The organism is Bacillus cereus group sp. BfR-BA-01453 (genome assembly GCF_022662915.1).
In the GTDB taxonomy this organism is placed as follows: domain Bacteria; phylum Bacillota; class Bacilli; order Bacillales; family Bacillaceae_G; genus Bacillus_A; species Bacillus_A paranthracis.
In genome coordinates, this window is record NZ_JAKUEN010000002.1 from 233,613 (window position 1) to 258,372 (window position 24,760).

Consider the following 24,760-nt stretch of genomic DNA (forward strand, 5'->3'; position numbering starts at 1 on the left):
TATTAAAATAAAAAAATGTTTTATAAAAATGAAAAGGAAGGGCAGGAATATGGGAGACGAAAATCAAGTGTTTGCTAGACCAGAAAGAAAAAAAAGGAAGTTTGATATTTCTAGCCCAGTGGGCATAATAGTAGGTTTTGCTATTGTAATAGCGGCAATTATGCTTGGCGGCGGTGGAATAAAAGCTTTTAAAAACTTTTTAGATGTTTCATCTATTTTAATTGTTATAGGGGGAACAACAGCGACAATTGTTGTGGCATATCGATTTGGAGAAATAAAAAAATATACGAAAAGTATTTTTACTGTTTTACATAGAAGAGAAGAAGATTTAGAACAGTTAACGGATTTGTTTGTTGATTTTTCGAAAAAGTCTAAAAAACACGGTCTGCTTTCTTTAGAAGTTGATGGAGAGCAAGTAGACAATCCTTTTATTCAAAAAGGAATTCGATTAATGTTAAGTGGTTACGATGAAGAGGAATTAAAAGAAGTGTTAATGAAAGATGTTGAAACGGAAGTGTATGAGTTAAGAAAGGGAGCGACATTATTAGATAAAATTGGTGATTTCGCTCCCGCTTGGGGTATGATAGGGACTTTAATTGGTCTTATCATTATGCTTCAAAACTTGCAAGACACGTCGCAAATTGGTACAGGGATGGCAGTTGCAATGTTAACGACATTGTATGGATCCGTACTTGCAAATATGATTGCAATCCCTCTTGCTGAAAAAGTGTATCGTGGTATTGAGGATTTATATACAGAGAAGAAGTTTGTTATTGAAGCGATTTCAGAATTGTATCGTGGACAAATTCCGTCTAAATTAAAGTTAAAACTCGATACGTATGTATACGAAACAAAGATAAAAAAAGTAAAACGAGCAGCCTAATATTGCAAGGAGTGGTATGGTGATGATAAAACGACCGCAAAAGGGATCGCCTCGTTGGATGACGACTTTTACAGATTTAACGATGTTATTATTAACTTTCTTTGTATTACTAGTTGCTACTTCAAAGCAGGATGCAGTAAAATTGTCAAAGATGCTTGAAAAGTTTAGTGATACGGAGCAAGTAGATGCAAAAGTAATGGAAAATACAATACCAGATATTTCGCATGAAAAAAATGATGAAAAAATGATTTCGAAAAAAAGAATGGATGAATTATATAAGAAGTTAAAAGCATATGTAGATAATAACGGTATTAGTCAAGTGAATGTATATCGAGAGGATACGGGAGTAAGCGTCGTTATAGTAGATAATTTAATATTTGATACAGGTGACGCGAACGTTAAACCAGAAGCGAAAGAGATAATAAGTCAATTAGTTGGGTTTTTCCAATCGGTACCAAATCCCATTGTTGTAGAAGGACATACAGACAGTAGACCGATTCATAACGACAAATTCCCTTCAAACTGGGAATTATCTTCCGCGCGAGCAGCAAATATGATTCACCACTTAATCGAAGTGTATAATGTGGATGATAAAAGGCTAGCTGCGGTAGGATATGCAGACACAAAGCCAGTTGTACCAAATGATTCACCGCAAAATTGGGAGAAAAACCGTCGCGTTGTCATTTATATAAAAGAATAGTATATTATCATTTTAATAATAAAATAATAAAAATACGAAAATTCTTTTAAAAAAATATTAAATTTTATCATTTTATTTTGTATAATGAGTGAGAATGATAAGGTTAAATATTAAGATATATTTATACATAGAAGGAGAGAATCAAAAAGAATGGCACATAAAATTTTAGTTGTAGACGATGCGATGTTCATGCGAACAATGATTAAAAACTTATTAAAAAGTAATTCTGAATTTGAAGTAATCGGAGAAGCGGAAAATGGAGTAGAGGCAATTCAAAAGTATAAAGAACTTCAACCTGATATAGTTACATTAGATATTACTATGCCAGAAATGGACGGACTTGAAGCATTAAAAGAAATTATTAAAATTGATTCAAGTGCAAAAGTTGTTATTTGTTCTGCAATGGGACAACAAGGTATGGTATTAGATGCAATTAAGGGGGGGGCAAAAGACTTTATTGTAAAGCCATTCCAAGCAGATCGTGTAATCGAAGCTTTAACAAAAGTAGCAAACAGCTAATATAGAAGGGGTGCCACAAGGAATCTAAACATTGATAGCGGATATGCGTGTGGCCCCCTTTTTTCTTGTTTTAAAACACTAAATTGTTATACATGAATGAAATGTTTGTTAGACAGGTAGGGGATTAAAATGCAAACAGATCTATTAAATATATTTTTTGAGGAATCAGAAGAACATTTACAATCGCTAAATGAAAATGTGCTAACTTTAGAACAAAATCCTACTGATATGGATGTTGTGGGAGAAATATTCCGCTCAGCTCATACATTTAAAGGTATGTCAGCGAGTATGGAATTTACGGAAATGGCGGATTTAACGCATAAAATGGAAAACGTTTTAGATGAAATTCGTCATGGGAATATAGTTGTAAATGCGGAGATTATTGATGTGATTTTTGAATGCATTGATAATTTAGAGAAGATGGTTGCAGATGTGCAGCAAGGTGGCATGGGCAATATTGATGTAGTTGCAACGAAACAGAAATTAGAAGCATTATTGAACGGCAATATAGAAATTCCTACTGAACATATAGAACAAGAAACTATAAATAATGATGATGCAGCTTCACATGAAGTGCATATAACTGTTGAGCAACAAGCTATTTTAAAAGCAGTACGTGCGATTATGTGTATTGAAGCGCTACAAAATGTAGGTAATGTAAAAAAAACAGTTCCTAGTATTGAAGAAATTGAAGCAGATGCTTTCGGGTTTGAGTTCACAGTATTTATGGATACTGATCAAAGTGAAGAAGAATTAAAACAAGTAGTGCTTCATGTTTCTGAAATTGAGAAAGTAGAAGTGAAGCAAGGACATACATCAAAAGAAGTAGTTTCGGAAAAATTGGTTACACAAGAAGTTATACAAGCGGCTACGCATGTGGAATCAACTAAAGAAGTATCTAAACAATCTGCTAATGCTACACCAGCTAAAAGTACTGCAAAAACGAAAAATGGTAAAGTAGAAAATCGTTCCATACGTGTTCAATTAGAAAAAATTGAAAGATTAATGAACATGTTTGAAGAAAGTGTAATTGAGCGTGGTCGCATAGATGAATTGGCGCAAGCAATTCAAAACAAAGAATTAATTGAGCATTTAAATCGATTAGGCGATATTTCAAAAGATATTCAAAATGTACTTCTAAACATGCGTATGGTGCCGATTGAAACAGTCTTTAATCGTTTCCCGCGTATGGTACGTATGTTAGCGAAAGATTTAGGGAAAAAAATCGATTTACAAATTACAGGTGAAGATACTGAAGTCGATAAAATTGTTATTGATGAAATCGGTGATCCGCTTGTTCATTTAATTCGTAATGCAATTGATCATGGGGTTGAAACTGTTGAACAACGTCGTGATGCAGGGAAAAATGAGACAGGTACGATTAAATTAGAAGCGTTCCATAGTGGAAATCATGTCGTAATTCAAATTACGGATGATGGAAATGGAATTCATAAAGGGAAAGTATTAGAAAAAGCGATTAAAAATGGTGTTGTAACAGAATCTGAGGCAAATAAATTAACAGACCGTGAAATATTTGATTTGATTTTCCAACCAGGATTTAGTACAGCTGAAGTTGTATCAGACCTTTCTGGACGCGGGGTTGGATTAGATGTAGTGAAACATACAATCCATAGTTTAGGTGGACATTTAATTATTGATTCTGAAGAAGGCAATGGAAGTACATTTAGAATTGAACTTCCATTAACGTTGTCTATTATACAATCTATGCTTGTTCAAACGAATGATAAACGGTATGCTTTACCTCTTGGTAATATTGTTGAAGCAATTCGAATTAAGAGAGAAGACATCCAATCCATACAAGGAAAAGATGTGTTAAATTACCGTAATCAAATTATTGAAGTGAAGCATTTAAGTACGGTATTTGGTGAGAAAACAGCAGATGAGGCGTTTGCGTCATATGATGGTCAAATGGTTCCTGTGTTAATTGTTCGTAATACACATCGCAGCTATGGACTTATTGTAAACACAATTATCGGTCAAAGAGAAATAGTCTTAAAGTCATTAGGTGACTTCTTTGCAGAGAGTTCTAATTATTTCTCTGGTGCGACAATTCTCGGTGATGGACGAGTGGTCCTCATTTTAAACCCAGAAGGTTTATAATAGGAATGAAGGAAAGCTCCCCACTTGTATACAATTGGGGAGCTTTTTGGTTAATCGTTACTAATCTGAAAATAGGAATAAATACATATTAACGTTTTATATAATAAGTTTGTTAAAATAAAATGAGAGTTTATATCATTTGATAGAAAAACAGAAATGAGGAGGCAGAGGAAATGCCTGAGCAACACACAAAAGGGGATACGAGCACAATTGTGCTAGAAAAAGAAAATGAGCATTTAACGCCTCAAGAATGCGATATTCTTGGCGAAATTGCAAATATATCATTTGGTTCAGCTTCGACTGTATTATCAACAATCTTAAATAGGCAAGTAAGCATTACTGCTCCTCGCATCGAATTGGTAGATTTATATGATTCAAGCGACGTCGAAGTTCCACACGTTGTACTAAACATTCATTTTACAAAAGGATTAGATATGGAAAACCTTCTTGTCCTTAAGCAAGATGTTGCATTATCTATTGCTGATTTAATGATGATGGGAACAGGTGAAGTGGAGGATGGAAAAGAACTTGGTGAATTAGAGCTAAGTGCTGTACAAGAAGCGATGAATCAAATGATGGGGTTCGCAGCTACATCTATGTCTGAATTCTTCCAAGATACAGTAGATATGTCTCCGCCGACAATTAAAGTTGTAAAGCTATCAGAAGAAATGGAGAAAATCTCTGAAATCGATGGGAATCAAACGATTGTTAAAGTATCGTTTGATTTAAAGATAGATAATCTTGTAAACTCTAAACTTGTGCAAATTGTTTCAATTGAACATGCGAAACAAATGATAAATAAATTAATGCAATTATCTGGTGAAGTAGAAGAGCAAGACGAGCCAGCAGAAGTAGTAGAAACTGAGATTGTAGAAGAACAAGTTGAAAAAGAACATTTAACGCAAGAAGAGAAAGATGTCCTTGGTGAAATTGCAAATATTTCAATTGGTTCCGCTTCAACAGTATTGTCAACGCTGTTAAATCAGCCAGTTTCAATTAGTACACCGAATGTAGAAGCAATCAATGTTCGCCATTATGATGGAGTACCAGTCCCGTTTGTTATTTTAAATGTTGATTTTGTTGAAGGACTAAAGAATGAGAATGTATTCGTATTTACGAAAGATGTCGCTTTAACAATGGTAGATTTAATGATGATGGGGACAGGGGAAGTTGATCCAGAGAAAGAACTTAGTGAATTAGAACTGAGCGGTATTAAAGAAATCATGAACCAAATGATGGGGCATGCTGCAACGGCGATGTCAGAAATGTTTCAAGAAAAAATGGACATGACACCACCAAATGTTAAATTTGTAACGTTAAAAGAAGAAATGGAATATTTGGGAGAGTCAATGGAAGTGGACGAACTCGTTCAAATTACGTTCAACCTTGAAATTGGCGACCTGCTTCAATCAAAAATGTATCAAATTTTACCGATTTCAGAAGCGAAAGAAATGGTAAGAAGACTTCTATATCCAATGGTGGAAGAAGAAGAGATTGTTACGGAAGAAATTGAAGAAGAAAAAGTTGTAGAACCTGTTGTGCAACCTATTGAATTTAAAGAAGTAAAACAGATGGAACCAGTATACATGGACACATCCCTCTTACAAAATGTAGAAATGAACGTGAAATTTGTATTTGGAAGCACAGTGAAAACCATTCAAGATATTTTAAGTTTACAAGAGAATGAAGCAGTTGTACTAGATGAAGATATTGACGAACCAATTCGTATTTATGTAAATGATGTATTGGTGGCGTATGGTGAACTTGTAAATGTAGATGGATTTTTCGGAGTAAAAGTGACGAAATCGCTATAAGTCGTTGAAATAGGAGTTTGAGCTAGTAGATGAAAAACGTAAAGTTTTTTCTAATGAGCTGGTTATGCATACATGTGTGCTTGCTCTTCCCGCTACAAAGTAAGGCGGAAGAGCAAAATGTGCCAGAACAAAATATAAATGAAGTGAATGTGGAAGAAGAGAATAAGGAAGTTCAAGAACAGCCAGAACAAGTGGAAATGAAGCAAGATAAAGAGGAACAACAAGAAGCAAAAAATGAACAAGAAACCGAAAAGAAGATAGAGACGGATCAAGGGGTTATTACAGTAAATAAGCCGGAATTAAAAGTTGGCGAAGAAGTGCTGGTTATTGTAGAGCCGAAAGAGAAAAATGTTCAAAGTATAAAAGGTATTTTGCGCTTGCCAAAAAACGGCGATCAGTATGAACAAGAAAGAATGCTATCGTTTAAGTATGAAGAGGAAACGAAGCGATGGATTGCTAACTACAAGGTCGAGACTTTTGATTTGCAAGGTGATTGGAACCTTCAGCTCATTCAAAATTACAAAGGAAATGAGAAAGAAGAGCTCTTAGAAAATGAAGTAAAAGTCCCTCTTATTCGTATAAATAATGAAATGCCAACAATAGATAAAGAGATGCCGAAGTTGCATAAGGTTACGATTGACGAGGCGAAGGAGAACGTACTCGAACGAAAACAAGGCGATTCTATACGTGTAAGAGTGAAGGCGGCAGACATGGAATCAGTTGTGAAAGAAGTTTGTGTTACATTAAAAGGAAAAGAAAATAAAGAGATTACATTTTTATTAGATTACAATAAGCGCGATATGGATTGGCAAAAAGTATTTGAAATAACGGATGCGTTGCCAAATGGGACATACGAACTATTTGTAGAGGTAGTAGATGCGGCTGGAAATAAACTAATTGAAGCAAGTGAGTATGTCGTTTCTGTTTTGGAGCAAAAAACAGAAGAGGATAAAAAGATAGAAGAACGAGAGAATGAAGATAAATTAGAAAATAAATTAGAAGATAAGAAAGAAACTGAGAAGCAGGAAGATTCGAAAGTAGAAATCCCGCTTCAGGAAGAAAAACCACCAGTTGTTCAAATTCCAAAAAAAGAAGAGAAAGTAAACGATTTTATAAAAGAACCATTGAAAGAGAAAGAAAGAATTACTTATGTTATAAAAGAGCCTCTCACAGACAACAAGGAAGTAAATAAAGCGACGACTCAAAAAGATAAAGATAATAAAAATAACAATCAAGACGTTTCTAAAAAGAAAGAGAAAAAAGAAGAGCCAGCAGATAAGAAAGAAGCTAAAAGTGACGAGGGAATACAAGCTTCTAATGTATTTGCTATTATGTCAGGTTTATTCGTATTGTTTTTAGTTTTAAAAAGTAATAAAGAATGGGGCTAATAATTTCATAGTAGTGGAGGCGCTTAGATGGAGATTAAACGTACAACAATTGAAAATAAGACGCTACAACCATTAAAACAGCCTGCAGCTATTTCAGAACATGAAATCCAGAAAGAACGAAAGCATAGTAATCTAGTGTTTACTGGACAGTCTAAAATTATTTCGAAGAATAATGAAATAGGGATTTTACTTGCGAGTTTAGGTGATGGAAAGGTTATGAAGGAAATGCTTTCTAAAGAGATGGATACAGTATTACAACTCTTTAAGAAGTTACATACATTATCTGGAGAAGGAAAGCAAACAGAAAAAATATTTGAACAAGTAATGAAAAGCTTGCAAGGACTTGTGAAGCAGGCGCATATAAAAGAGCTTGCTTTGTTAGATGGGACGTATGATTTTGCTGAAGTACAACTATCATTTGGTAGAAAGGTACATATTCCGTTACTAGATGTAAGTGCACTCCTTTCTAGAGTGGAAAGTGATTCTTCAGAAGGAAATATAAATTTAATGGTAACGGTTATTACTGCTTATATAACGAAATTGTCTAACGAAACCATTTTAATTAGCGTTACAGATCGCACTGCTAAAGAGCGGGATGTAAGCGTATGGAGAGCACTTGCAGAAATGAATATGACACAATTATCACATGCTTTGAAACATACGATGCAAGAACATAAATGGTCTATGACGTTTCTTTTTCTCTTTGTATGGATTGTTGCTATTATTTTAATTCGAGTTATATAAAAAGGTCGTCACTTTACATTGTGACGACCTCTTTTATATTTTTTCGTAGAAGAATGTATCGAAGCGCTGAAGATTATAACGTTCAGGTGTTAAAATTTGTTCAGTACTACCAACAAATAATACGCCGCCTTTTCGTAAAGCACGACTAAACTTTTCATAAAGTTTTACCCTTGCTTCTTCAGTAAAGTATATCATTACGTTGCGACAAATGATTAAATCGTAATTTGTATCGAATGACTGCATTAACAGGTCATGCTGCTTGAACGTCACGTTTTGCTTAATGTTTTGGTGTAATGAATATATATCATTCTCTTTTGTGAAATGACGCTCTTTTAAATCGGCAGGTAATTCTTTTAAAGAACGTTCTGTATATTGACCGCGTTTTGCAGTTTCTAAAATGTGAAAATCAAGATCTGTTGCTTGTATTTCAAAACGATATGGAGCTAGGTGCTTCGATAAAATTAAAGAGAGTGTATATGGTTCTTCACCGGCAGCGCAAGCGGCACTCCATACTTTTAATTTTCCGTTATTTTGTTCGAGTAATTTTGGTAGTGCTTTCGTCTCTAACGTTTGCCAACGTTCTTTATTTCTAAAAAACTCTGAAACGTTAATTGTAATATAGTCAATAAAGCTTAAAAATAACTTTTGATCGGTACGTAAATTGCTTAGAAAACTAGTGTAGTTCACAAAGCCTTTTCTCGAAATAAAAGCATCGATTCTACGACGCATTCTATCTTGTTTATATGAAGCGATATCCATATTGAATTGTTGTTTAAAACTCGTGATAAAATGATCATAATCTTGTTCAATTATCATATTTATAATAGGCACAATAACGATATTGTGCCTCCCCCTTTACATCATACGGATTTTTTGTTCAAAGTTTTTTTTCATTTGTTTTTCATGTAAACCTGGTAAATCATAAATAACAGCATCAATTCCTGCTTCTTTTGCAACGTCAACAGGAATGACAGATGTATGCTTGTCCCCATTATAAAAACAGAGAACTAAATCGGTATCTTCGATTATTTGTTTTACAAAAAACATATAATCTGATCGGTAAATGGAGTCGGAAGGATGATCAAAAGCGACATACTCGGCTCCGTGTTTTTTTAAGTAATCAACGACCTCTTGAAATTCATCTGTTAATGCCTGTAACGGCTGTAGCGTGTAAAGGCATAAATTTTGAGCGAGTCTTTCGTTTTCGATGAAAAAACGAAGAATCTCATTTTCAATAGATTTATAACATAATATGTAAATTTTATGTTTGTGAGCATAGTCAGTTAAAAATTTTTTTATTTCTTCCTGATCTAATGCTGTTAATTGATTTGAACCACAAAGAAAAATATTCATAGATTTGTGCCACCTCATGCTAAATTGTAACATATCTTTTATAAAAAATAACTGCAAAATATTAGTGTTCAGAGTATAATTATAAATAACTGGATTTTACGATTAAGTTTAGGAAGAAATAAAAAAATAAATAGGTGATATATATGCTGCGTTCGATCTCGCATAATCCAATTTTATCGCATATACCGCCTGCTACTCAAATGCCGAAAGAAGCAAATGTCAGGACAGGACTTGCATTTTCGGATAATTTGCATGCAGATCCGAAAAAAGATAAATTGTTAGAACAAATGGAAGCATTTGTCGATAACATTGGAGAAATTAAAGAGAAAATTGAAATGGAATTAACGCTTGATAATGTAATGGAATACAAAAATACAGTAAAGTCATTTTTGAATTTTTACGTAGATAATGTATTGCAATATAAAGATGTCATGTCGCGCCATCCACGTTATGGCTATTCACAGAAAATGACGATTGTGAAACAGGCGGAAATGGGATTAAATGAGTTAGAAGATGTTATGAATTTAATTAATACGAAAACGGGACATTTAGAAATGTTAAATCAGATTGGAGAAATCCACGGTTTAATTGTAAATTTAGTCTTGTAAAAGGGAAGGAAACGATATGTACATACAATTATATGAAAAGCTCGTTATTATTCAAAAAGCATATGAAAACATTCAAACGCTTGGAGAACAAATATATGAGAATTTGAAACATAAAAATGTAAATGCAGTTCAAAAATTGCAAGTAGAGCAATTGCAGTACATAGATGGTTTAAAAGGATTATCAAGCTCGTTTGAAGAAATGGTTATTCAGTTTTGTAAAGAAAAGGGAATTGAACCGTTTCGCGTAAGTGCATTATTTTCGCATTTTTCTAACGAAGAAATTGAAAAAATGGAAGAATTACAAAAAAATGTAGCTGAATTAGAAGAGAATGTAAAAATGATTCTTTTGAAAAATCAATATTACTTAAACGTACTATTAAAAACTACAGAAAGCATTGTGGATTCCGTTTCTGAATATAATTTAGAACGAAACAATAATTCACAAATCTTTATGAACGAACTATTGTAAAGGGGAAGTGAAACATTATGAGACTGTCTGATTATAATACACCGCTATCGGGTTTGTTAGCGGCACAAATGGGATTACAAACGACGAAACAAAATTTATCAAACATTCATACGCCTGGTTATGTGCGTCAAATGGTGAATTACGGATCGGCTGGAGCAAGTCAGGGCTATTCACCAGAACAAAAAATAGGTTACGGTGTACAAACGTTAGGCGTTGACCGTATTACAGATGAAGTGAAGACGAAACAGTTTAACGATCAATTATCTCAACTCTCTTACTATAACTACATGAATTCGACTTTATCACGTGTAGAATCTATGGTTGGAACGACAGGAAAGAATTCATTATCTAGTTTAATGGATGGCTTCTTTAATGCTTTTCGTGAAGTGGCAAAAAATCCAGAACAACCAAATTACTACGATACATTAATTTCTGAAACTGGAAAGTTTACAAGTCAAGTAAATCGTTTGGCAAAAAGCTTAGATACAGCAGAAGCGCAAACGACAGAAGATATTGAAGCGCATGTCAATGAATTTAATCGTCTTGCTGGCAGCTTAGCGGAAGCGAATAAAAAAATTGGACAGGCAGGTACACAAGTGCCAAATCAACTTTTGGATGAACGTGATCGTATCATTACAGAAATGTCTAAGTATGCAAATATAGAAGTGTCTTATGAATCTATGAATCCTAATATCGCGAGTGTTAGAATGAATGGTGTTTTAACAGTAAATGGACAAGATACATATCCACTTCAATTAAATAAAGAAAAAGAACCAATGACTGCTGAAATTTACGGTTCGGAAATTCCTTTAACGAGTGGAGCAATCCAATCAGCGATCGATACGAAAGCGAAGATTGCTAGTTATAAGAGAAACCTTGAAGAACTAATGAGTTCTGTAAAGAATGAAGTGAACACAGTAATGGGGAAAGAGTTCTTCGTTGGGGATCAAGCGAAAGATATGAAATTAAACCCTGAATTTGCAAAAGATGTTTCGAAAATGAAAATATCAGCTGAAACAGCAAATAAACTAGCAGCAATTACAGATGGAAATTATAAAGAAGGTCTTTCTTATAAACAAGCATTAGATCAATTCGTAGTTGGCGTTGCATCTGATAAAAGTGCAGTAAATGCTTATCAAAAAATTCATGTGGATTTATTAGAGGGGATTCAGCAAGAAAAGATGGGTGTTGAAGGCGTTAATATGGAAGAGGAGATGGTTAATTTAATGGCCTTCCAAAAATATTTCGTTGCAAATTCTAAAGCTATTACAACGATGAATGAAGTGTTTGATAGTCTGTTTTCGATCATTAGATAATGAGAGGTAAAAACAAAACCCTTTTCTTTTATGTTTGAAGAGAGAGCTAGCGGAGTGTAGAAGCGGTCAGTGCCTAATAGTGGACCTATTGGTGTGAAACCAGAGATACGGGGCGGTAGAGGGATAAGTTAGGTAAGGGGAGAGCCGGAAATAATTCTGGTTTCTTCTTCAATTTAATTTGAAATAGATAAAGGAGGAGATAGAAATGAGAGTATCTACATTTCAAAATGCAAGCTGGGCAAAGAATCAGTTAATGGATTTGAATGTGCAACAACAATACCACCGAAATCAAGTAACTTCAGGGAAGAAAAACCTTCTTATGAGTGAAGATCCACTTGCAGCAAGTAAGTCATTTGCGATTCAGCATTCATTGGCGAATATTGAACAAATGCAAAAAGATTTAGCGGATTCGAAAAATGTATTAACACAAACTGAAAATACTTTACAAGGTGTTTTTAAATCTTTAACGAGAGCAGATCAATTAACAGTTCAAGCGTTAAATGGAACGAATAGTGAAAAAGAATTGAAGGCAATCGGTGCAGAGATAGATCAAATTTTAAAACAGGTCGTATATTTAGCGAATACGAAAGAGCAAGGTCGTTATATTTTTGGTGGTGATAGTGCGGAAAAACCACCATTTACAGAAGATGGTACGTATCAAGGTGGACCAAATGATGTGAACTGGCAACTAAATGACGGTTATGAATTAAAAGCATTTCGTAACGGCGAAGCACTACTATCCCCTGTTATAAAAACGTTAAAACAGATGAGTGAAGCGATGCAAAAGGGTGACCAAAAAGCATTACAGCCGTTATTAGGAGAGAATAAGAAAAATTTAGACGGCATCATTAATCGTACAACTGAAGTTGGTTCGACAATGAATACAATGGAGACGTTTAAAACAATTTTAAGTGAACAAAATTTAGCGCTTCAAGAAAACCGTAAAGAAATTGAGGATGTTGATTTAGCGGTAGCAATTTCTGATTTAGCTTATATAAACGCAACGTATGAAGCTACGTTAAAAGCTGTTAGTACGATGAGTAAAACGAGTATTTTAGACTACATGTAATCTATAAGGAGTGAGAAATTATGGCAGGAACATTAACGGGTATCGGTGGTAGACAACAAATATGGAACCTCGGAAATAATATGATCGATACATCTAACTTTGTAGAATTAGAAATGCAAGCGTTAGAAATGAGAAAGACGCCTTATGCTAATGAAAAGAACCAACTTTCACAAGATAAACTATTATATACAAGTTTAAAATCAGAATTTAGCTCTTTTACGCAAACTTTTAAAAACTTAGCGGCTTTTAAAGGAAATGAGAAAAAGGTAACAACATCACAAGACGGTTATATTAATGTAAAAGCTGATGGTGGCGCGATCGCTGGAACTTTTAATATGACGATTACACAGCTTGCGCAGCGTCATCAAATAGCTTCTAAAGAAATTGATGTAGATGCAAAGCTTAATAGAGATGAAACATTAAAACTAGGTGGTAAAGAATTAAAAGTAACATCTGATATGACATATAAAGATTTAATTAATAAAATTAATGATGGAGATTACGGCGTATCAGCTTATACACTTGGGAATAAAATTTTCATGACCTCAAAAAAAGAGGGAGAAGAGGGAGTAATTAATTTTAAGGACAATACATCTACATTGTTTCAAGATATAGGGTTAGCTAATAAGGATGGCGTAGCGGTTAATGTAATTAATGAAGCGCAAAATGCCGAATATACGATTAATGGTATTAAAGGTAAAAGTTCTACCAATACAGTTGAAGCTCTTCCAGGTGTGAAAATTGAATTATTGAAAGTAACTGAGCCGAAAGTAGAAGGAACACCAGATGCAGGTACAACAACAGAACCAAAAACAAAAGGGATAGATCTAAAATTCACAGTAAGTGACTCAAACGTAACAGACGCAGCAAATGTTATTAAAAAAATGGTTGCGGATTATAATAAGGCTGTTTCAACAGTAGATATCTTTGCTGGAAAAGGCGGGGCGTTCCAAGGGCAAGCTATTATGCAAAGTGTGCGTCAAGCTATGAACAATGTTGTAACATTTTCACAAGATGGTAATTACTTATTCTCATTTGGTATTCAATTAAAACAAGATGGAACGATGGAAGTTAATGACGAAGCATTAACGAAAGCGTTAAAAGAAAAACCGGATGCAGCGAAGCAGTTTTTCTTTAGTTCTAACGGTTTAGGAAAAATGATGGAAGAGCCACTTGATAAGTTATTTGGTGATAAAGGTGTAGTCGGAGAGAGAGTAAAAAGCATTGACTCACGTGTAAGTGATTTAGATAAAAAGATTAAAGATATTGAGACGCAAAACTTGCAAAAACAAGATGAAATTGTGAAGAAGTATCAAAAACTAGAGAGTACATTAGCGGCGCTAGATAGCCAATTAAAAACAATTAAAGCAATGACAAAACAAAAAAGTGATGATTAATGAAAGGTAAGGAAGTGATTGTATGCAAGCATGGCAACGTTATATGCAAAATGATATTATGACGAGTAATCCAATTAAAAATACAATTTTTATTTATGAAAGATGTATTGTAGAGTTTCGTAATTTAGAAGAACTGCTACATGCTTTTAAACTACAAGAAGGAGATGCACTTCTTGAAAAGTTAGAACGTATTTTTGAAGAATTAAAGCTTCAATTAAATCCTGAAATTACGAAAGATTTATATGATAGTTTATATGGCTTATACGATTGGATTAGCATTCAAATTCAAACAATGAAAGTAACACGTGAAGCAAAAGACATTGATGCGATTGTAAAAGTGTTACAAGATTTAATAGATGGTTACCGCGGAGCACTTGAAAATGAACAATGATATTTATCGGACGTTTGTCGGCTGTTTTAATGAAATCGGTGAATTACAAGTGTCAGATGAAGAGTTTGCTGAGAAGAGTGAAATGTTAAATCGCTGGATGATGACATTGGATGAGGAAACGCGTGCGCAAGTTGCAGCAGAAGTAAGTCCATTCATTATTAAGGCGGCACAGCATATTCGAGATAAGCAAAAGATTTTGGAAGAAATGATTATGACAAATGATGGGCGCATGAAAGCTAATTCATTTTACGGTAAATTTTAGTGGTAGAGCATAGAAACGGATTCCCCCTTTAAGAGGGGATCCATTCCTTTATTTAAATAAAGATTTCCGCTGATTGAGGTTTCATTTTATGACTGTAATGAAAAAATAGTAGTAATCTAAATAATGTGAAAATGAACTTTAGTTTGTAGACCATATAGTGAAATGTTTTATAGATTATTGCGTGTATACAGTTTTTTTGTATTCTTTTTTATATTTTTGTATTTTTCTAAAGACAACAATGGAAAAATGGAATAAAATATGTAAGGGTACATGATTGTTAATATTTTAATAAACACATATAAGAAAATAAATAATGAAGTGAAACTTCCATCAGTGGATCATTAAGTAAAAAAAGAAAGGGTGTGGAATATGCCAGATTTAGTGAGTGATGTAGGCCATTATATGAATTATTTAGTGACGAAACGAAATACTGTTTCTAGTAATATTGCAAATGCGAATACACCCGGCTATAAAGCGCAAGATGTAACATTTGCTGAGCAAATGAATAAAAGTAGTGCATTATATAAGAACAATGCTGCAGACTTAAAGAGTAATCCAGATTTATATCAAACGAATGAAATGCACTTACCGACAGTAAATACGAAAAATACATATGCAAAGATTCAAACAAAATCAATGCAAACGAATAAAGATGGAAATAGTGTGGATGTAACGACAGAAATGCTAGATTTAATGAAAGCAAATCAGTTATACGGTATTTCAATTAACGCGATTAATACACAATATGCAATTAACCAAGCGGCACGCGGACGTTAAAAGTAGAAGGAGAGACAACGATGTTTCAGGCAATTAATGCAAGTGGCTCAGGACTAACGACAGCGAGAAAGTGGATGGAAGTTACTTCAAATAATATTGTAAATGCAAATACAACGGCGGCTCCGGGGGCAGATTTATATGAGCGTCGTAGTGTAGTGCTAGAATCAAACAATAGTTTTGCAAATATGTTAGATGGGTCTCCTACTAATGGAGTAAAAATAAAAAGTATTGAAGCAGATAAAACTGAAAACTTAGTGTATGACCCAACACATCCGCATGCAAATGAAGAAGGATATGTACGTTATCCAAATATTGATGTGACTGCTGAAATGACGAATGTAATGGTTGCCCAAAAAATGTACGAAGCAAATACAAGTGTATTAAATGCGAATAAAAAAATGCTTGATAAAGATTTAGAAATTGGCCGAGGATAAGGGGGAATATAGTAATATGAAAATCCAACCAATGTTAAATACGCAACCATTTGGAGCAATTCAGTCAATTGGTGCACCGAAAACTTCTCAAACATCAGTAGTTGAGGGGAAAAAGTTTATCGATTTATTGGAAGATATGAATCAAACACAAAACAATGCGCAAACAGCAGTATATGATTTACTAACTAAAGGGGTAGGAGAAACGCATGACGTTTTAATTCAGCAGAAGAAGGCTGAGTCTCAAATGAAGACGGCTGCTCTCGTACGTGATAATCTTATTGAAAATTATAAGTCACTAATTAATATGCAAATTTAGGAAAGTGGACGGGTGTGTTTAAATGGAAAAGATGAAAAATGTTATCCAATCGTTAAAAACGTGGCATAAGTTAGTAATCGGTGCTGCGCTTTTAGCGATTGTAACAGGAGCACTTTTATACTTCACCTTGCCAGATAAATATGTTGTTGTATATCAAAATTTAAATGATGCAGATAAGCAAGAGATTACAGCAGAATTATCAAAGTTAGGTGTCGATTATCAGTTAGCGGCCGATGGATCGATTCGTGTGCAAAAAAATGATGCTCCATGGGTTCGAAAAGAAATGAATGGAATGGGATTACCGTTTAATTCTAAAAGCGGTGAGGAAATTTTATTAGAAAGCTCGCTCGGTTCAAGTGAGCAAGATAAAAAAATGAAACAAATTGTCGGTACGAAAAAACAATTGGAGCAAGATATCGTAAGAAACTTTGCGACAGTTGAAACGGCGAATGTTCAAATTACATTACCTGAAAAAGAGACAATTTTTGATGAAGAAAAAGCAAAAGGAACAGCTGCGATTACGGTTGGAGTGAAGCGTGGTCAATTATTAACTGCTGATCAAGTTGCGGGTATACAGCAAATGATTAGTGCAGCAGTTCCTGGGGTGAAAGCAGAAGAAGTAAGTGTGATTGATAGTAAAAAAGGTGTTATCTCAAAAGGGGCAGATGAAGCACATTCTACTAGTTCCTCTTCTTATGAGAAAGAAGTAGAGATGCAGCACCAAATTGAAGGTAAATTAAAGCAAGATATCGATGCAACATTAATGACGATGTTTAAGCCGAATGAATATAAAGTGAATACGAAAGTATCTGTAAACTACGATGAAGTTACACGTCAGTCTGAAAAATATGGTGATAAAGGTGTACTTCGTAGTAAACAAGAGCAAGAGGAAAGCTCTACTGCGCAAGAAGGTGCAGATACGAAGCAAGGTGCTGGTATTACAGCGAACGGCGAAGTGCCGAACTACGGTACGAACAATAATCAAAATGGCAAAATCGTCTACGATAATAAAAACGGTAACAAAATCGAAAACTATGAAATAGATAAAACAGTTGAAACAATTAAGAAACACCCAGAATTAACGAAAACAAATGTTGTAGTATGGGTAGACAACGATACGTTAGTAAAACGAAAAATAGATATGACTACTTTCAAAGAAGCAATCGGCACAGCTGCTGGGCTTCAAGCTGATCCGAATGGAAACTTTACAAACGGTCAAGTTAACGTTGTAACTGTTCAGTTTGATCAGCCGAAAGAAGAGAAGAAGAAAGAACCAGAAGAAAGCGGCATAAACTGGTGGTTATTCGGTGGAATTCCAGCTGGTTTATTAGCGATTGGTGGTCTAGTATGGTTCTTCTTAGCAAGACGTAAGAGAAAGAAAGAAGAAGAGGAATATGAAGAATACTTAGCAGAAGAGGAAATTGCTGCAAGTAATGAAAGTATTATGGAAATTCCTGAAGAGAAAATAGTACCAGAGCCAAAACCAGAACCAGAAGAACCGAAAGAACCGACGTTAGATGAACAAGTGCAGGATGCTACGAAAGAACATGTAGAAGGAACTGCAAAAGTAATTAAAAAATGGTTAAATGGACAGTAAGGGAGGAACAACGATGTTAGATGAAATCTCCTCCAAAGAAAAAGCTGCCATCCTTATTCGTACATTAGAAGAAGGGGTGGCAGCAAAAGTCATTGAATATATGACGGCTGAGGAAAAAGAAGTATTACTTCGTGAAATCGCGAAGTTTCGTGTATATAAACCGGAAACGTTAGAAAATGTACTAGGCGAGTTCTTGTATGAATTAAATGTAAAAGAATTAAACCTAGTGACTCCAGATAAAGAGTATATTCGTCGCATATTTAAAAATATGCCAGAAGACGAACTAGAAAAATTATTAGAAGATCTTTGGTATAACAAAGATAATCCGTTTGAATTTTTAAATTCACTTACAGATTTAGAACCACTTCTTACTGTACTTAATGATGAATCGCCACAAACGATTGCGATTATCGCTTCTTATATTAAACCGCAGCTTGCTTCTCAATTAATTGAGAGATTACCAGATCATAAGCGAGTAGAAACGGTAATGGGGATTGCGAAGCTAGAGCAAGTAGATGGTGAATTAATAAATCAAATTGGGGATTTATTAAAATCAAAATTAAATAATATGGCGTTTAATGCAATTAATAAAACAGATGGTTTGAAAACAATAGTAAACATTTTAAATAACGTTTCACGAGGTGTTGAAAAAACAGTCTTTCAAAAGCTGGATGAAGTTGATTATGAGTTATCTGAGAGAATTAAAGAAAATATGTTTGTCTTTGAAGACTTACTTGGTCTTGAAGATCTTGCGCTTCGCCGTGTGTTAGAGGAAATTACGGATAACGGTGTCATTGCAAAAGCGCTTAAAATTGCAAAAGAAGAAATTAAAGAGAAATTATTTACATGTATGTCTTCAAACCGTAAAGAGATGATTCTGGAAGAATTAGATGGTTTAGGGCCACTTAAGATGACAGATGCTGAGAAAGCGCAGCAAACGATTACAGGTACGGTGAAAAAGCTAGAGAAAGAAGGAAGAATTATCGTTCAAAGAGGTGAAGATGATGTCCTTATTTAAAAACAGAATTCCGAAGAATTCTGTTTCTTTTTCTGAAGAAACGTATGAATTACAATTTCCAAAACCAATACCAGTTCACGTAGAAGAAATACAAGTAGATCATGAAGAACTTCTTGCGCAACAACAATCGTTACATGTTGAACTAAATCAGCTAAGGCAAGAGCAGCAAATATTAGAACGAGAGCGTCAGCAGCTATTACATGATCAAGAACAATTTCAAATGCACGTTCAGCAGCAGATGAAAGAAATAGAATCCGCACGTATACAGTTTCAAAAAGAACAACAAGAAACAGCGTACGAATGGACAGAATTATTATGGGATCAATCTTTTCAACTAGCGGAAAAAATTGTGAATCAAGCAGTAGATGCTAGATTGCTTGATGTGTTACCTATTTTAACTGGCATCGTGCAAACGTTACCTACTTCGTTTGAAAAATTAGTTATTACCGTACATCCAGAAACATTTGAACGTATTCAAGAAGAGAAGGAAAATACGAAAGAATATTGGTTACTACAATTAGTAGAATGGAAATATGATTTCTCTTTACAGTTCGGTGAATTCGTTCTAGAAGAAGAGAAAGAGTTCTTTGAATTTAAGTTTGCACCTATATTTGCGAAACTTCGCCAGAAATGGGAAGAAGAGAAGTTATTTGAGGAGCAAAATGTATGAATCGACTATTAATGAATGAAAACCAAAAATGGAATGCATTTATTGAAACGCCGTTTTATACAAAAGTCGGTAAAGTTCATAGTGTACAAGAACAGTTTTTCGTAGCGAAAGGGCCAAAGGCGAAAATCGGTGATGTTTGTCTCGTTGGAGAACATAGCGTCTTATGTGAAGTAATTGCAATTGAAAAAGAGAACAACATGTTACTTCCATTTGAACAAACAGAAAAGGTATGTTACGGAGATTCAGTTACACTAATTGAAGAAGATGTTGTTATACCTCGTGGCAATCATTTACTCGGAAAAGTGTTAAGTGCAAATGGCGGAGTACTAAATGAGGATGCAGACAATATTCCACTACAAAAAATAAAACTAGATGCCCCGCCTATTCATGCATTTGAACGTGAAGAAATTACCGATGTATTTGAAACGGGAATTAAATCTATTGATTCTATGCTAACAATTGGTATCGGTCAAAAGATTGGTATTTTTGCAGGTTCTGGTGTTGGTAAATCTACTTTACTTGGAATGATTGCGAAAAACGCAAAAGCTGACATTAATGTTATTAGTTTAGTAGGAGAACGTGGCCGAGAAGTAAAAGACTTTATTCGAAAAGAATTAGGTGAAGAAGGAATGCGAAAAAGCGTCGTTGTTGTAGCGACATCAGATGAAAGTCACCTAATGCAACTTCGTGCAGCGAAGCTTGCGACATCTATTGCTGAATATTTCCGTGATCAAGGTAATAACGTACTACTTATGATGGACTCTGTTACTCGTTTTGCTGACGCGCGTAGAAGTGTTGATATTGCTGTTAAAGAGTTGCCGATTGGTGGTAAAACACTCTTAATGGAAAGTTATATGAAGAAGTTATTAGAGCGCTCTGGGAAAACACAAAAGGGATCCATAACAGGTATTTATACCGTACTCGTTGATGGGGATGATTTAAACGGACCTGTACCAGATTTAGCACGTGGTATTTTAGATGGACATATTGTATTAAAGCGTGAACTTGCAACGCTCAGTCATTACCCTGCTATTTCAGTGCTAGATTCAGTAAGTAGGATTATGGAAGAAATCGTGTCGCCAAATCACTGGCAACTTGCAAATGAAATGAGAAAAATCTTATCTGTTTATAAAGAAAATGAATTGTATTTTAAATTAGGGACGATTCAAGAAAATGCAGAAAATGCTTATATTTTTGAATGTAAAAACAAAGTAGAAGGTATAAATACGTTTTTAAAACAAGGTCGATCAGATCGTTTCCAATTTGATGATATTGTTGAAGCGATGCACCATATCGTATAAGACCTCTGCTCAAGAGGTCTTATTTTTTTGTTTTTTAATATTTCACAGATTTTTTTGGGAAAAAACTATATAATAGAAAAAGAGAGCGTTATAATAGGAAGGGGCTATAAAAACAGGTGGATAAGCAGCAGTATGACACGATAAAATTGCAAATAAATCAAGAAAAAGAACAGATTTTGAAAGAAGTGTATGAATTAGCAGCTGAAAAAAGAAAAATAGAACAAAAAAAAGAATATGATTTATATGTAGTAAAATCGCGTAGTAAAGTCGTACAAACTGGGCAGCGTATAATGGCTGGTATGCTTTCCTCACATACGTTTTCACCTGAAAGAATAGAAGAATGGAATCGAAAAATAAAAAAAACAGAAGGTTTTATTCAAAAAAATGAAAGCCTTTTAGAGCAAGTAAAAGAAAAAGAACGTGTCATTGATGAGATGTATCAAGAAGATTGTAAGAAGCTTGCAAAAGTACGAGAAAAGCAGGAAGAAAAAATGCTTCTTGATTTGAAAATGTGTATGAATGGATGAGGTGAATGTAGTGATACAGTCTGTATTACCGGTGCAACAAAGTTTACCTCCGCAAAAAGAAAAAGGGCTAGAAGTACAATCAAAAAGTGAAGATTCTTCATTCGATCGTACGATGAGAATGGAAAATAAAAAGCAGCCGAAAACGGAGAAAATGAAACGAGAAGAAGCACCAAAAGAAGAAAAAAAAGAATATATTCTTTCTAAACAATCAGTAACGAAAGAAGAGCCAATTGTAAAGAAAGAAGAAAAAAAAGAGACAGAACAGTTGTTGTTAGCTGTATCTGAGCAAATGGTTGCAATTGAGCAATTACGCGTGCAGCCAGAATTGTTATATCAATACATACAAAAAATACAAGAGCTATATAAAGAATATGGAAATATAAAACTTAACGAATTACCCGCAGGTGAATTACAACAATTACAAGAACTTCTTTCCAATATGAATATCAAAAATGCTATATGTTTAGAAGATACAATGCAAATGGTTTTAGACAAAGTGAAGATGCCAGAGCAAACGATGGAAGTATTGAAAGTAGTGGAAACAGAAACTTGTAATATTGCAAAGAAACAAGAAGAGTCCAAAGACTTAGAGGGAGATCTTCCGAAAGCTGAGAGCGAAGATGTCAAGTTAGAGTTGCCAGAAGGTGATGTATTCAACGATTCGAATTCTGCCGGTGCAGAGTTATTAAATAAAGCGACAAGTACTGATCAAATAGGAAAATCCAATAGTGGCGCTGAGAAAGTTTCATTGCCTGACTTAGGAAAGAAAATGGAAGCACAAGTAGAAGCCTTGCAAAAGTTTGTAGTGAAACAAGAACGTGTGTTATTTCAGTTAAATCCAGAAAAACTTGGTACATTAACAGTGTTTATGAAAAAACATGGAGATCAAATTGATGTTCACGTAGAAATGGAAAAACACGATGCGAAAAAACGTGTTGAAATCATTTTTGATGAGTTGAGATTGAAGTTAAAAGAAAAAGAAATCAATATTCAAATTAGTTATGCAGATAAAGATGAAAATCGTAAAGAGCAGCGTGAGCAAGAGCAAAGACAAAAACAAAAACTAGCAAGTACGAGACATGAAAAACAAGAATCAAAAGAATTTGCGGGATTATTGGAGGAATAAAGTGTGCCAACAGTTAGATTAAATACAACGAGTACAAATCATATTCCGTTACAAGCAGGAGCACAAACAAAAAACGCATCTGTTACTGGTGCACAGTCGACTGCTCAACAAGCAAACGGAGTATCAGCAAGTACTCAAAAAACACCCGGTATTATGGATAAAGATGATTTCCTGAAACTTTTCTTAGCAAGCTTTCAACATCAAGACCCGTTTAATGCGATGGATATGAACCAAATGATGAACCAAACAGCACAGCTATCGCTTATGGAGCAAGTACAGAATATGACAAAAGCAGTAGATAAACTGCAATCAACGATGTATTCGACGGCTCTTGATGGAGGGATGAAGTTTTTAGGAAAGTATGTTAGAGGTGTAAGCAATAATGGAAAGCAAGTGACTGGTCAAGTGGAAACAGTTCGACTTGCTGAAAATAACGATGTGCAACTTATTGTTGATAATCAAGTTGTCTCACTTCGTTTCATAGAAAGGGTTTCTGATAAACCGATAACAGAAACTAATCCGGAAGATGAGAAGAAAGATGATATAGAAAAAAATGAAGAGGTTAAGCCAGATTAATAAAAGGAGTGTACAAAGGTTATGATTAAAGCGTTATATACAAGTATTACAGGGATGAATGCAGCACAAAATGCATTAAGTGTTACTTCAAATAATATTGCAAATGCACAAACGGTTGGATATAAAAAGCAAAAAGCTATTTTTGATGATTTGCTATATAATAATACGGTTGGTTCACGTGGTGATGGTGCCTATGCTGGTACGAATCCAAAGAGTATTGGTAACGGTGTAAAGTTCAGTGGGACATCTACAGATTTTAGTGATGGTTCTATTACTTTAACTAGTGATAAGATGGAAACAGCGATAGAAGGAAACGGTTTGTTTTTAGTTGGTGATCGTAACGGTGGAAATGTAGAGTATACGAGAAAAGGATCTTTTGGTGTATCGAAAGATAACTATGTTACAACTACAGGTGGACAGTATGTGTTAGGTTATGGTGTGAAAACAGGAACACAAGAAATAGATTTTTCTTCACGACCAAGCCCAATTCATATTCCAATGGGATCAGCTGTTGGTGGGATTCAAACAGATAAAGCGACAATAGGCGGAAACCTTCCTAGAAACCAAAATGCATTATCTCACGAATTTACAGTTTTTGATGCGGAAGGGAACTCGTTAACGTTACGTGTAAATATTAAGCAAAAGACTACAAAAGAGACTGTAGATGGTAAAGAAGTTGAAAAGCCAGTGCCAGGCGAATATACATATACAGTTTCTGTAAGGAATGATTCTAAAAACGAAAAAGAATTTAAGCCTGTCCAAGGCATGACGGGCGAAAAAAATCTTAAATTTGATACATTAGGAAATTTAAAGGAGACAGATGAGGCTGTACAAAAAGATCCAGTAACTGGTGAAATTACTAAAGGTGGATCTGTTCAAATTCCTTTTGGTGGTGGTCTAACACTTGATTTAAGCGGATTAACAAATTATCCAACAGGAAAAACTATTTCTACAACAGAAGTAACGGGGCGCCCAGCTGCAATTGCAAATGACTATTCTATTTCTGACGGTGGTTTCGTTATGATGAAATATTCGGATGGTAGTATGAAAGTTGTAGGACAATTAGCTGTAGCTACATTCCCTAATTCAGGTGGATTAATGAAAACAGGAAATGGAAATTACGTTGCGACACCATCAGCGGGTATTCCAGGAATAGGTGTTGCTGGTGAGAATGGTGCAGGTAATGTACGAGGATCAGCAAAAGAAAGTTCAAACGTAGATTTATCTGTAGAATTTGTTGATTTAATGCTTTATCAACGCGGATTCCAAGGAAATGCGAAAGTAATTAAAGTGTCAGATGAAGTATTAAATGAAGTTGTAAACTTAATTCGATAATATATCATAAAGTAAAATTGTAATGCAGTAGAAAGGGTTTTTTATTCGT

At 34.5% G+C, this 24,760-nt stretch carries 27 protein-coding genes; 25 read left to right on the top strand and 2 right to left on the bottom strand.

The genetic code is table 11. The features are described from left to right. Positions 1-49 precede the first annotated feature (49 nt). From MR070_RS05945 to MR070_RS05975, 7 genes are all read left to right on the top strand, one after another. Positions 50-883: a flagellar motor protein MotP gene (locus MR070_RS05945; protein WP_070805657.1), complete on the top strand. Its 834-nt coding sequence runs from the start codon at positions 50-52 to the stop codon at positions 881-883. A 22-nt stretch (positions 884-905) separates the two neighbouring features. Continuing rightward, positions 906-1,583, top strand: a complete 678-nt coding sequence (locus MR070_RS05950; RefSeq protein ID WP_000596045.1) for an OmpA family protein — start codon at positions 906-908, stop codon at positions 1,581-1,583. A 150-nt stretch (positions 1,584-1,733) separates the two neighbouring features. Beyond that, the gene (locus MR070_RS05955; protein ID WP_000940576.1) at positions 1,734-2,102 is read left to right on the top strand and encodes a response regulator; all 369 of its coding nucleotides are present in this window, start codon (positions 1,734-1,736) and stop codon (positions 2,100-2,102) included. A 129-nt stretch (positions 2,103-2,231) separates the two neighbouring features. Beyond that, on the top strand, positions 2,232-4,223 hold the full coding sequence (locus MR070_RS05960; protein ID WP_242260768.1) for a chemotaxis protein CheA: 1,992 nt from the start codon (positions 2,232-2,234) through the stop codon (positions 4,221-4,223). 173 nt (positions 4,224-4,396) lie between these two features. After that, positions 4,397-6,037, top strand: a complete 1,641-nt coding sequence (locus tag MR070_RS05965; RefSeq protein WP_242260769.1) for a flagellar motor switch protein — start codon at positions 4,397-4,399, stop codon at positions 6,035-6,037. Between the two features lie 29 nt (positions 6,038-6,066). Next, on the top strand, positions 6,067-7,425 hold the full coding sequence (locus MR070_RS05970) for an Ig-like domain-containing protein (protein WP_242260770.1): 1,359 nt from the start codon (positions 6,067-6,069) through the stop codon (positions 7,423-7,425). 27 nt (positions 7,426-7,452) lie between these two features. Next, positions 7,453-8,169, top strand: coding sequence for a hypothetical protein (locus tag MR070_RS05975; protein WP_242260771.1), 717 nt, complete (start codon positions 7,453-7,455; stop codon positions 8,167-8,169). Between the two features lie 33 nt (positions 8,170-8,202). Here the strand turns inward: MR070_RS05975 and cheR are convergent, their stop codons facing one another. Together cheR and MR070_RS05985 are read right to left on the bottom strand one after the other, a co-directional pair. Then, the gene (gene cheR, locus MR070_RS05980) at positions 8,203-8,985 is read right to left on the bottom strand and encodes a CheR family methyltransferase (protein ID WP_242260773.1); all 783 of its coding nucleotides are present in this window, start codon (positions 8,983-8,985) and stop codon (positions 8,203-8,205) included. Between the two features lie 39 nt (positions 8,986-9,024). Further along, positions 9,025-9,522, bottom strand: coding sequence for a hypothetical protein (locus MR070_RS05985; protein ID WP_001020094.1), 498 nt, complete (start codon positions 9,520-9,522; stop codon positions 9,025-9,027). 143 nt (positions 9,523-9,665) lie between these two features. Between MR070_RS05985 and MR070_RS05990 the strand changes: the two genes are divergently transcribed. The 18 genes from MR070_RS05990 (at position 9,666) to flgE (ending at position 24,711) form a co-directional block, all read left to right on the top strand. Next, positions 9,666-10,130: a YaaR family protein gene (locus MR070_RS05990; protein WP_000946323.1), complete on the top strand. Its 465-nt coding sequence runs from the start codon at positions 9,666-9,668 to the stop codon at positions 10,128-10,130. 16 nt (positions 10,131-10,146) lie between these two features. Beyond that, positions 10,147-10,599 (top strand): hypothetical protein, encoded by a 453-nt coding sequence (locus MR070_RS05995; RefSeq protein ID WP_000275896.1) that lies wholly within the window; start codon positions 10,147-10,149, stop codon positions 10,597-10,599. A gap of 17 nt (positions 10,600-10,616) precedes the next feature. Beyond that, complete coding sequence (flgK, locus tag MR070_RS06000; protein WP_242260775.1) at positions 10,617-11,915, top strand: flagellar hook-associated protein FlgK; 1,299 nt, start codon at positions 10,617-10,619, stop codon at positions 11,913-11,915. A gap of 205 nt (positions 11,916-12,120) precedes the next feature. Then, positions 12,121-12,984 carry a flagellar hook-associated protein 3 gene (locus tag MR070_RS06005; protein ID WP_001266431.1) on the top strand — a complete coding sequence of 288 codons (864 nt, stop codon included), beginning with the start codon at positions 12,121-12,123 and terminating at the stop codon, positions 12,982-12,984. 20 nt (positions 12,985-13,004) lie between these two features. Beyond that, positions 13,005-14,381, top strand: a complete 1,377-nt coding sequence (locus MR070_RS06010) for a flagellar hook-associated protein 2 (RefSeq protein WP_242260776.1) — start codon at positions 13,005-13,007, stop codon at positions 14,379-14,381. 22 nt (positions 14,382-14,403) lie between these two features. Continuing rightward, positions 14,404-14,772, top strand: a complete 369-nt coding sequence (locus tag MR070_RS06015; RefSeq protein ID WP_001149509.1) for a flagellar export chaperone FliS — start codon at positions 14,404-14,406, stop codon at positions 14,770-14,772. Further along, a complete protein-coding gene (locus MR070_RS06020; RefSeq protein ID WP_001058076.1) occupies positions 14,762-15,034 on the top strand; it encodes a hypothetical protein in 273 nt (90 codons plus the stop codon). Before MR070_RS06015 ends, MR070_RS06020 begins: the two co-directional genes overlap by 11 nt. A 369-nt stretch (positions 15,035-15,403) precedes the next feature. Then, on the top strand, positions 15,404-15,811 hold the full coding sequence (gene flgB / locus MR070_RS06025) for a flagellar basal body rod protein FlgB (RefSeq protein WP_001113099.1): 408 nt from the start codon (positions 15,404-15,406) through the stop codon (positions 15,809-15,811). Between the two features lie 20 nt (positions 15,812-15,831). Further along, on the top strand, positions 15,832-16,245 hold the full coding sequence (gene flgC / locus MR070_RS06030) for a flagellar basal body rod protein FlgC (RefSeq protein ID WP_000484673.1): 414 nt from the start codon (positions 15,832-15,834) through the stop codon (positions 16,243-16,245). A 16-nt stretch (positions 16,246-16,261) separates the two neighbouring features. Next, positions 16,262-16,561, top strand: coding sequence for a flagellar hook-basal body complex protein FliE (gene fliE / locus MR070_RS06035; RefSeq protein WP_000701682.1), 300 nt, complete (start codon positions 16,262-16,264; stop codon positions 16,559-16,561). A 22-nt stretch (positions 16,562-16,583) separates the two neighbouring features. Beyond that, positions 16,584-18,158, top strand: a complete 1,575-nt coding sequence (locus tag MR070_RS06040; protein ID WP_242260777.1) for a flagellar M-ring protein FliF — start codon at positions 16,584-16,586, stop codon at positions 18,156-18,158. Positions 18,159-18,171: 13 nt separating this feature from the next. Then, positions 18,172-19,176, top strand: a complete 1,005-nt coding sequence (locus tag MR070_RS06045) for a flagellar motor switch protein FliG (protein ID WP_242260778.1) — start codon at positions 18,172-18,174, stop codon at positions 19,174-19,176. Next, complete coding sequence (locus tag MR070_RS06050; protein ID WP_242260780.1) at positions 19,163-19,846, top strand: FliH/SctL family protein; 684 nt, start codon at positions 19,163-19,165, stop codon at positions 19,844-19,846. The genes MR070_RS06045 and MR070_RS06050 overlap by 14 nt, the downstream gene beginning before the upstream one ends. Continuing rightward, the gene (gene fliI / locus MR070_RS06055; RefSeq protein ID WP_242260781.1) at positions 19,843-21,147 is read left to right on the top strand and encodes a flagellar protein export ATPase FliI; all 1,305 of its coding nucleotides are present in this window, start codon (positions 19,843-19,845) and stop codon (positions 21,145-21,147) included. Before MR070_RS06050 ends, fliI begins: the two co-directional genes overlap by 4 nt. A 116-nt stretch (positions 21,148-21,263) precedes the next feature. Continuing rightward, positions 21,264-21,674 carry a cytoplasmic protein gene (locus MR070_RS06060; protein WP_088313132.1) on the top strand — a complete coding sequence of 137 codons (411 nt, stop codon included), beginning with the start codon at positions 21,264-21,266 and terminating at the stop codon, positions 21,672-21,674. 10 nt (positions 21,675-21,684) lie between these two features. Then, positions 21,685-22,800 carry a flagellar hook-length control protein FliK gene (locus MR070_RS06065; protein ID WP_242260782.1) on the top strand — a complete coding sequence of 372 codons (1,116 nt, stop codon included), beginning with the start codon at positions 21,685-21,687 and terminating at the stop codon, positions 22,798-22,800. A 3-nt stretch (positions 22,801-22,803) separates the two neighbouring features. Further along, on the top strand, positions 22,804-23,376 hold the full coding sequence (locus MR070_RS06070) for a flagellar hook assembly protein FlgD (protein ID WP_242260784.1): 573 nt from the start codon (positions 22,804-22,806) through the stop codon (positions 23,374-23,376). A 21-nt stretch (positions 23,377-23,397) separates the two neighbouring features. After that, entirely contained in the window at positions 23,398-24,711 is a 1,314-nt protein-coding gene (flgE, locus tag MR070_RS06075) for a flagellar hook protein FlgE (protein WP_242260786.1), read from the top strand. Positions 24,712-24,760: the final 49 nt, after the last annotated feature.

Excerpts from the sequence above, each read along its gene's own strand:
- MR070_RS05945 (WP_070805657.1), top strand. The coding sequence starts at position 50 with ATGGGAGACGAAAATCAAGTGTTTGCTAGACCAGAAAGAAAAAAAAGG.
- MR070_RS05975 (WP_242260771.1), top strand. The coding sequence starts at position 7,453 with ATGGAGATTAAACGTACAACAATTGAAAATAAGACGCTACAACCATTA.
- MR070_RS06045 (WP_242260778.1), top strand. The coding sequence starts at position 18,172 with ATGTTAGATGAAATCTCCTCCAAAGAAAAAGCTGCCATCCTTATTCGT.
- MR070_RS06010 (WP_242260776.1), top strand. The coding sequence starts at position 13,005 with ATGGCAGGAACATTAACGGGTATCGGTGGTAGACAACAAATATGGAAC.
- flgB (WP_001113099.1), top strand. The coding sequence starts at position 15,404 with ATGCCAGATTTAGTGAGTGATGTAGGCCATTATATGAATTATTTAGTG.
- MR070_RS05950 (WP_000596045.1), top strand. The coding sequence starts at position 906 with ATGATAAAACGACCGCAAAAGGGATCGCCTCGTTGGATGACGACTTTT.
- flgC (WP_000484673.1), top strand. The coding sequence starts at position 15,832 with ATGTTTCAGGCAATTAATGCAAGTGGCTCAGGACTAACGACAGCGAGA.
- flgK (WP_242260775.1), top strand. The coding sequence starts at position 10,617 with ATGAGACTGTCTGATTATAATACACCGCTATCGGGTTTGTTAGCGGCA.
- fliI (WP_242260781.1), top strand. The coding sequence starts at position 19,843 with ATGAATCGACTATTAATGAATGAAAACCAAAAATGGAATGCATTTATT.
- MR070_RS06040 (WP_242260777.1), top strand. The coding sequence starts at position 16,584 with ATGGAAAAGATGAAAAATGTTATCCAATCGTTAAAAACGTGGCATAAG.
- MR070_RS06020 (WP_001058076.1), top strand. The coding sequence starts at position 14,762 with ATGAACAATGATATTTATCGGACGTTTGTCGGCTGTTTTAATGAAATC.
- cheR (WP_242260773.1), bottom strand. The coding sequence starts at position 8,985 with ATGATAATTGAACAAGATTATGATCATTTTATCACGAGTTTTAAACAA.
- MR070_RS05970 (WP_242260770.1), top strand. The coding sequence starts at position 6,067 with ATGAAAAACGTAAAGTTTTTTCTAATGAGCTGGTTATGCATACATGTG.
- MR070_RS05965 (WP_242260769.1), top strand. The coding sequence starts at position 4,397 with ATGCCTGAGCAACACACAAAAGGGGATACGAGCACAATTGTGCTAGAA.
- MR070_RS06050 (WP_242260780.1), top strand. The coding sequence starts at position 19,163 with ATGTCCTTATTTAAAAACAGAATTCCGAAGAATTCTGTTTCTTTTTCT.
- MR070_RS05995 (WP_000275896.1), top strand. The coding sequence starts at position 10,147 with ATGTACATACAATTATATGAAAAGCTCGTTATTATTCAAAAAGCATAT.
- fliE (WP_000701682.1), top strand. The coding sequence starts at position 16,262 with ATGAAAATCCAACCAATGTTAAATACGCAACCATTTGGAGCAATTCAG.
- flgE (WP_242260786.1), top strand. The coding sequence starts at position 23,398 with ATGATTAAAGCGTTATATACAAGTATTACAGGGATGAATGCAGCACAA.
- MR070_RS05955 (WP_000940576.1), top strand. The coding sequence starts at position 1,734 with ATGGCACATAAAATTTTAGTTGTAGACGATGCGATGTTCATGCGAACA.
- MR070_RS06015 (WP_001149509.1), top strand. The coding sequence starts at position 14,404 with ATGCAAGCATGGCAACGTTATATGCAAAATGATATTATGACGAGTAAT.
- MR070_RS06005 (WP_001266431.1), top strand. The coding sequence starts at position 12,121 with ATGAGAGTATCTACATTTCAAAATGCAAGCTGGGCAAAGAATCAGTTA.
- MR070_RS05990 (WP_000946323.1), top strand. The coding sequence starts at position 9,666 with ATGCTGCGTTCGATCTCGCATAATCCAATTTTATCGCATATACCGCCT.
- MR070_RS05985 (WP_001020094.1), bottom strand. The coding sequence starts at position 9,522 with ATGAATATTTTTCTTTGTGGTTCAAATCAATTAACAGCATTAGATCAG.
- MR070_RS05960 (WP_242260768.1), top strand. The coding sequence starts at position 2,232 with ATGCAAACAGATCTATTAAATATATTTTTTGAGGAATCAGAAGAACAT.